This window comes from Bacillus sp. JJ1503 (genome assembly GCF_036965125.1).
GTDB lineage: Bacteria > Bacillota > Bacilli > Bacillales > Cytobacillaceae > Cytobacillus.
This window is the reverse complement of sequence record NZ_JBALOZ010000268.1, coordinates 1-8,290: the sequence shown is the minus strand read 5'-3', so window position 1 is coordinate 8,290 and position 8,290 is coordinate 1. Positions and strand designations below refer to the sequence as shown.

The window sequence follows — 8,290 nt, the reverse complement described above, 5'->3', positions numbered from 1 at the left end:
TAAATAATGTCGCTCATGCCACAGATATGCTTGCTTCGGTTCCAGACCCATTTAATAAAAATTATAGCATGGGGGTAAGAATCTCCCAGCAAAAGGAAGCCGATATTCAAATGAATTTATTTGACAGGAATGGCACGATCCACGTAACTTTGCCGCTTATGATCGATGTATTATCAGATCATAGTATGGTAAATTACAATTCCAACAAAGAGAACCGAGAGAAATTAAAAAAACATATTGAAGATCAATTTGAAGGGAGAATAAATAATTTTGTCAGAAAGACACAGGAGGAATTCAAAGGAGAACCGTTTGGATGGTCATTAAACGCGAGAAAGGAATTTTCGAATCTTAAGGATTATCATAAATTTAACTGGATGGAAGCCTATCCAAATATGGATGTAAAAGTAACGGTTAAAGTAAAAATTATTGAATATGGGAGACAAAGTAAATTGCCAAGTCTTCATAAAGTGAGGGATTAAATTGAACATTTTTATTTTCTTATGGATAACCTTAGTGCTTATCCTCCTCTATTCACTTGGCTTTTGTATTTCACTTTGGAAAGAAAAGAATAAAATAGGAGCATTCGGGGTTTTCTTGTTAATAGGCGGAACAATTGTTGGATCCATTTATGGCTTAATATTATAAGGCAAAGGTGCCAGGCGCCACGATACAACAACATCTAGTGTCTAATTAATGAGGTAGACTCTAGATGTTAGTTTTAGTGTGGAGCCAGGCACCTTATACAAGCCTCATTAGCCGTGGCAATCATAATATCTCAATTGGTTCCGTGGATTACTCCTAGTTCCTTCAAATATTGTCGATACGCAATACTCATTCTATCGCTTACTAGTGATAGCTCAACTTGTAAATCAAGCGGCAGTTCTTCTGGCTTTTGATTCTCAACTACTGGCTTGTCCTGAGCAAAAATTTCATCCTGGAACTTAATAATTTCTTCATCTGATAATCCCGTTTCGTAGTCGAATGAAAGAATTCCATAAGCTACAGATTTATCTTCCGTTTCCGGACGGATGGTTAATAAAATCGTCATATGTGTCCCATTTTCACGATCCTTCTTAGTGAATAGAACGGTTAAAGGACGAATAATTTCATATGTGTAATAGACATATTTCGGATTTCCAGAACCATCTGGATCAGGCTGATAAATGGCAATTTCGTCTGAGTATATTCGATTTCCCTCTTTATTTACGGAATAATCGATAATTTCACGATGAGATTCGTCTCCAAGGAACCCTTGATGGACGACTGCCAAATGGCCAACATCCAAGAAGTTTTCAACGATACGCGGTGGCTTGGCATTTACTTCCTGCGGTCCCCAAATGACATTGTGGTAATCTGTTGTTTCCATTTCTTTATAATAGAAGAAATCAGGATTATTATTAGCTAAGTTCACCCAAATAAATCCATATTTTTCTGTACAACCATAAGTCGTTGCCTTTGCCTTCTTAGGGATCGATCTGCCTTCCGGAAGCTGAGGAATCTTAACACAATCCCCATCATGATGAAACTCCCAGGCATGGTAAGGACAAACAAGACAATCATTCTTAACTTCCCCTAATGATAAGGCTGCCCCTCTATGAATACATAAATCTTTAAATGCATGGACTCCTTCACTATTTCTAAAAATAACGAGCCGCTCTCCCATCACAATTACTTGAATAGGCGTATTCTTCACATCAACAGAACGACAGGCAACAATCCAATCTTCTAGCAACACTTGATCTTGTATCATGTTAGTCCCCTTTATTTACGTATTTTCTATTTTCATTGTAATAAGATTATTATCATTGGTCAACTAAAAACACGAACAAATTTTATAACTTTAAAAATAATGTTCGTTTTTTATATACAAACGCTTTGTTTTTTAATATAATCCAGTTGAAAAGGTTAAAAACGCGAATATCAAGGAGGAATACCGTTTTGGAAAGGAAACCAAATAATGGGATTATCATTGGAGTAGATGATAAAATAAGTTATGGAAAGGCACTCCTACTTGGAGCACAGCACGTGTTAGCTATGGATTTGTATATTGCACCAATCATCATTGCTGGCCTTTTATCTTTAGGAACTGAAAATACGTCTTTCTTTATTCAAATGTGCTTTCTGGCAACAGGGCTTGCTACTTTAATTCAAACTGGTGCAGGAATAAAGCTGCCAGTCGTACAGGGTCCTTCCTATGTACCAATTGGAGCCATTGCAGCAATTGGGGGAAAGCTTGGATTAGGAGCTATTGCGGGAAGTCTTATTCCAGGGGCACTGATCATTGCACTTCTAGGATATCCATTGAAATGGTTTGCAAAGGTAGTCAAAAGAATCATTCCTCCTCTAGTCGGGGGAACCGTTATTATCATTGTTGGGATTGCCTTAATGCCAGTCGGAATGAATAATATCTATATTGCACCAGGCAATGTTGGTGACAACATTATCGTTGCTGCAGTTTCTGCAGGCGTACTGATCATTTGTATGCTTCTAGGCCGTAAAATGAATGGCATTGGAACTTTTTTTCGTTTGATTTCTGTTTTAATTGCCATAGTTGCAGGAACGCTTACAGCAAGCTTATTCGGAAGCGTTGATTTCTCCCCTGTTAAGGAAGCCGCTTGGTTCTCATTGCCATCATTTCTTCCTTTTGGTAAGCCGATTTTTAATGTAAGTGCTATTATTACAATGGTTTTAGTTTATTTTATTATTTTAATCGAAACGACTGGAACGTGGTTTGTTGTTTCTACCGTGACAGGAAAAGAGCTTGATGAGAAGCGTTTAAACCGAGCTTCTGTTGGTGAAGGTCTTGGATGTTTTGTTGGTGCCCTATTTGGAAGCACGCCAATGACTGGTTATTCATCTAATGCAGGACTTCTTGCAATTACTGGAGTTGCCAGCAGATTAGCGATTATGGCTAGTGGACTTATCCTTGTCTGTTTAGGCCTAGTTCCAAAGCTTTCTACTGCTATCACTTGTATCCCTGAGCCTGTAATTAACGGTATCTTTGGTATCGTTTGTGTCGCGATTGTGACAAATGGCATGAAGGTCATTCAACCAATCATCATAGATGACCGTAATATGATGGTCATTGGGATCCCGATTCTTTTAACGATCGCAGTAACTGTTTTGCCAAAAGATGTGTTATACAGTGCACCTGAATGGGCAACATATATTTTATCTTCTGGCATTACAGTTGGCGCACTTGCTACTGTCATAATAAACTTAGTCATTCCGACTGGTAAAAGAAATTCTGCAGCGGAACCAGTGAATGAATAATCGATAAATTCGGAGGAACTAATTTTACGATTAGTTCCTTTTTTTATACCTATGTTAGGGTTTTGGACCAGTTCTCTTCAAATCGCTAACATTGGTCACTTCTATGTAAGGGTTTTAGACCGGTTCTCTTCAAAACGCTAACATTGCACGCTTCAATGTTAGGATTTTTGCCAAACCTTCTACATAACCCTTACATTGGACATTTCTATGTTAGGATTTTTGCCGGAATCCCTCTATAACGATAACATTAATCCCTGCTCGTCTAGAAATCTTACTGTTTCTTCTTCATAGAATTGATAAAAGGAGCGGACTTTTACGTTAAGTAACCGCTCCTTCCTATTTTATTTATTTTTCGTCTACTACTTTTGGATTTCCTCCCATTGCTTCATTGGATCTGCAATGGATTCATCACTAGGCATATGAATGATGTTGATTTCTCGTTCATTTCGTTCTTTAGCAAGATCAAGATAGATCATTTTTGATTTTCCAAGGCCAGCCTTTTCTGCGTCATCGACTGAGGCTGCATAATAAATAGTCTTAATACCGGCAAAATACATTGCGGTTAAGCACATCGAACATGGTTCACCGCTCGCATATATGGTGCAATCACTCAAGTCCAATTTTTGAAGCTTTGCTTGCGCCCTTCTAATCGCCAATAATTCTGCATGTCCACTTATATCAAAATGAATATGAAGTTCATTTACTCCATCAGAAATAACTTCATTGTCTCTTACCAATACAGCACCAAACGGCTGGCCGCCCTGTTTAACATTATCCAAAGCTAATTGAATGGCTTGCTTCATAAATGTGTCCATGATAAAGACTCCTTTCTAGTACAAAACCTCATTTCTTACTAGCGTATCATATTAGCCCCCGTTTCGCCTACCAGGGCCGTCATCATCTTCCTTCTCGTACAGTTTGCTTCTACACCTACATTAGACGATATGGGAACCTTTTTCTGTTACGAGATTGTTGTTGTTCCATGTTCGCTTCGACTCTTTCACCTTAATAAAATTTTCTAGTATTCTAGTCGATGTGGGCTTCCTTTTTTACGAAAAAATTATAATGATAGCAATCCATGTAGAGTTCTTCCAACTCCTGTTTTGTCGGTACCTTTGGATTATTTGCCGGGCTTCCGCTATCCATGGCGTCTTTGGCCATTTTGCTTATAGCTAATTGAAATGCTTTTTCATCGATTCCCCACCCTTTTAAATTGGGAATATGTAAGGTATGACAAAGCTCTTTAACAGATTCTACGGCAAGATCTGCAGCCTCCACATTAGAAAATTCCTTTCCTCCCTTTGCAAAAATTCTCCCTAAATCTGCTAATCGATCAATACAGGAATCCTTGCTAAATTCCAATACAGCAGGGAGAAGCATCGCATTTGAATACCCATGCGGAACATGGAATAACGCCCCAATTGGTCTAGACATTCCATGAACAAGACAGACAGATGAATTGCTGAAAGCCATTCCTGCCTGAAGGGACCCAAGTGACATCGCTCCACGTGCCTTAATGTTGTTCCCGTCCGAATAAGCTATTTGGATATTTTCAACGATTAATTTCATTGCGGATAACGCAATTGAATCTGTCATTGGATGTGCCTTCTTTGAAAGATAAGCCTCAACTGCATGGCTTAGTGCATCAATGCCTGTTGCTGCTGTAACATGCTTCGGGGATGATAATGTCAAAAGTGGATCGACAATCGCTATTAATGGCATAAAGGCAGGCTGCTTAATCTTCATTTTGACTTGGTTAGATGAATTTGTAATAACTGTCGCATCAGTTGCCTCGGAACCGGTTCCGGCTGTCGTAGGAATGGCGATATGTGGGATAGGAGGCTGACTCGCTATTTTCTTCCCTCCCATATAATCGCCGATATAACCACTATTAACAGCAAGTACGGCTATTGCTTTTGCGGTATCAATACAGCTGCCGCCTCCTACTGAAATAACGAGATCACAATTTTCTTTCTTAAAAACCTCAAGTGACTCTGCTACATATTGATCAGTTGGCTCCGAGTCAACACCAAGATAAATGGAGCTTTCAACACCACGATCCTGTAAATATTCTTGGCATTGATGAACGTAACCTAACCGATCCATGATTTTATCGCTGACAATTAATGCCCTTTTCCCTCTTGATGAAGCTTCTTGCCCTACTTTTTCGAAAGATTTTTGACCATAGATAATGGTTTGCGGCGCTCTAAAAAACTCGTAATTTTCCATCCTGCACTCTCCCCCTGCTTTGTCCTATACTTCATTAAACGCTCAAACTATGTAAAGTATGACAAGGTGTAACTCCGGAATTATTGCTTATAAGCTAATTACCATTGTGAATAGGATATAGAAAATACTGAATTATCAAATATTTACTATTTTAACACTCATTCTCATATAAAGCTGAAATTTTTTGATTTTCTTTCCAATAGTAACTAAACTTACTTTGACAGGATAAAGGATTAGGTATATATTCATATTATAGTATATTCAAATAATCAAATATACTAATATATTAAGATACTAAAAATAAAGAAGGGGTAATATGAAGCAAGAAAAATGGTTTTTCACTGGCAGATATAAAGGGTATTCTCTACAAGGCTTCCAAAAGGATCTTTTGTCTGGATTAGTTGTAGGTGTTATTGCCATCCCTCTAGGCATGGCATTTGCTATTGCATCAGGAGTCAAGCCTGAGTATGGAATCTATACAACTATTATTGCGGGAATCTTAATTTCCGTAATTGGTGGATCAAAATACCAAATTGGCGGTCCAACCGGGGCTTTTATCCCGATCTTATTCGGAGTTGTTATTACCTATGGCTATGAAAACCTTCTTATTGCAGGATTTTTGGCGGGAATTATCCTCTGTTTAATGGGTGTATTTCGGTTAGGGGCATTAATTAAATTCATTCCAAGACCTGTTACGATCGGATTTACATCGGGAATTGCTGTCATTATTTTCACAGGGCAAATCGCCAATTTTCTTGGACTACAGGGCGTTAAGCAGCATGAGTTATTTCACGAAAATATTGTAGAGATTTTTAGTCATCTTCAAACGATTAATATCTTTAGTGTGTTAACCGCTGGCATTTGCTTAATAATTATTATTCTCACTCCTAAACTATTTCCGAGAGTCCCAGGCCCTTTAATTGGGTTGCTTTTATCAACGATTGTTGCCTCCATCTTTTATCCTGGAGAAGTTGCTACAATCGGATCTACGTATGGGGATATTCCAAGTACTTTACCACAGTTTTCCCTTCCGGACATTACTTTGGACAAAATCGTTCAGCTAATTAGACCTGCTTTTGTCATTGCCATCCTTGGTGCGATTGAATCCTTGCTCTCAACCGTTGTAGCGGATGGGATGACGAACAGCAAACATCACAGTAATCGTGAGCTTGTCGGTCAGGGTGTGGCCAATATCATTACTCCATTATTCGGAGGGATACCGGCAACAGGCGCAATTGCCCGTACAGCTACCAATATAAAAAATGGAGCAGTATCCCCTTTCTCTGGGATCATCCATGGGTTCATGGTATTATTAATACTAGTACTCTTTGCTCGGTATGCTTCAAGCATTCCGTTGGCCAGTATGGCGCCGATATTAATGGTTGTTGCCTGGAATATGAGTGAAAGACATGTATTCTATCATGTACTTAAGACAAAAACAGAAGATTCCCTCGTCCTGTCTGTCACCTTTCTATTAACCGTATTTATTAATTTAACGGTAGCAGTTGAGGTCGGGTTATTATTAGCCGTCATTCTATTTACGAAACGAATGAGTGACATAATGGTCACTGCTAAAGCATTGCCAGATCATAAGAACAAGCACGAAAAGGTACGAACCCATATGGTCACAGATACTAATGATTGTCCGCAAATAAGTATTTACAATATAGAAGGTCCTTTATTCTTTGGCGCGGCGCAAACCTTTTCACAGACCATAATGAGCACCATCAATTATAAACCAAAAGTGTTGCTTCTAAGAATGTCAAAGGTTCCATTTATGGATACTACTGGAGAGGCTTCTTTAGCTAACATCATTAAGGACTTTTCCAAGCATGGCATTGTCTTAATCTCCGGATTAAGGCCACAGCCGATGAAAATGATGCAAAAGACTGGCTTATTCGATGCAATTAGAGAAGATCATTTCTTCGAACATACAGGCGAAGCGATTGATTATGCATTACAAGAATTAAATAGAGAGAAATGCCTAGGCTGCAAACACTTTGCCTTTAAGGAATGCACTGCGCTATCCTCCAAGGCGCATACGGGTAAAAAGGCATTTACTTCATAAAACTGCACTAAATAAAGAGGGGTTATTCAAATGAACCTTGAAATGCAAAAATTCAAAGCAGATTTCTTTAAAGCTTTAGCCCATCCGCTTAGAATACGAATTCTTGAGATTCTCTCAGATGGAGACAAAAGTGTAAATGAAATTCAATCAATCGTTGGAAGTGAAGGTTCTGCTGTATCACAGCAGCTAACAGTGTTACGATCAAAAAATATTGTAACTGGTACAAAGGATGGAAATCGGGTGATTTATTCATTAAGAGATCCAATGATTATCGAATTGCTTCAGGTGGCAAGGCAGATTTTTAATAATCATCTTGTGGATGCAATTTCAATGTTGGATAAATTATCAGAGATGGAAAGCAATGAAGAAACAGACTGACACAGCTTTTAGTTGCTGTGTTTTTTTCATAGTATAATGTGAATCTCAATCAGTGTTATAGACTGTGAACCTGTAATAAAACAAAGAATAATTCCCTTCCGGTGGATAAAACTAAGGCAGACCTTTTAAATAGAAATCTCATCCAATCTTATGTACAATGGACATTATACTTAGTGTCCCTAAATATAATAAATAATCATTTGAGTGTTACACAGGGGGAAATGATATTGAGCAAACATATAGTGGATGAAACTCTTCCGAATAAGATTGGGTCCGATAAGATTTGGACGCGGGATTTTATTTTGATTGTTATGTCCAACTTTTTTATCTTCCTTGGATTCC

Annotated in this window: 7 protein-coding genes; 4 read left to right on the top strand and 3 right to left on the bottom strand. The window is 38.3% G+C overall.

Features of this window, described 5'->3' with window-relative positions:
• On the top strand, positions 1-479 hold a 479-nt coding region (locus tag V7149_RS19630), incomplete at its 5' end, for a Ger(x)C family spore germination C-terminal domain-containing protein (protein ID WP_335347281.1).
• A 296-nt stretch (positions 480-775) separates the two neighbouring features.
• On the opposite strand, the gene V7149_RS19625 is transcribed toward V7149_RS19630, so the two are convergent.
• Positions 776-1,750: an aromatic ring-hydroxylating dioxygenase subunit alpha gene (locus tag V7149_RS19625; RefSeq protein ID WP_335347280.1), complete on the bottom strand. Its 975-nt coding sequence runs from the start codon at positions 1,748-1,750 to the stop codon at positions 776-778.
• 188 nt (positions 1,751-1,938) lie between these two features.
• Here V7149_RS19625 and V7149_RS19620 point away from each other — a divergent pair, with 188 nt between their 5' ends.
• Positions 1,939-3,273: a uracil-xanthine permease family protein gene (locus tag V7149_RS19620; RefSeq protein WP_335347279.1), complete on the top strand. Its 1,335-nt coding sequence runs from the start codon at positions 1,939-1,941 to the stop codon at positions 3,271-3,273.
• A gap of 359 nt (positions 3,274-3,632) precedes the next feature.
• On the opposite strand, the gene V7149_RS19615 is transcribed toward V7149_RS19620, so the two are convergent.
• A complete protein-coding gene (locus tag V7149_RS19615; RefSeq protein ID WP_335347278.1) occupies positions 3,633-4,088 on the bottom strand; it encodes a nucleoside deaminase in 456 nt (151 codons plus the stop codon).
• A 211-nt stretch (positions 4,089-4,299) separates the two neighbouring features.
• Positions 4,300-5,502: an iron-containing alcohol dehydrogenase gene (locus V7149_RS19610; protein ID WP_335347277.1), complete on the bottom strand. Its 1,203-nt coding sequence runs from the start codon at positions 5,500-5,502 to the stop codon at positions 4,300-4,302.
• Positions 5,503-5,818: 316 nt separating this feature from the next.
• On the opposite strand from V7149_RS19610, the gene V7149_RS19605 reads away from it, so the two are divergent.
• Together V7149_RS19605 and V7149_RS19600 are read left to right on the top strand one after the other, a co-directional pair.
• Entirely contained in the window at positions 5,819-7,570 is a 1,752-nt protein-coding gene (locus V7149_RS19605; protein ID WP_335347276.1) for a SulP family inorganic anion transporter, read from the top strand.
• 30 nt (positions 7,571-7,600) lie between these two features.
• A complete protein-coding gene (locus tag V7149_RS19600) occupies positions 7,601-7,948 on the top strand; it encodes an ArsR/SmtB family transcription factor (protein ID WP_335347275.1) in 348 nt (115 codons plus the stop codon).
• Positions 7,949-8,290 lie beyond the last annotated feature (342 nt).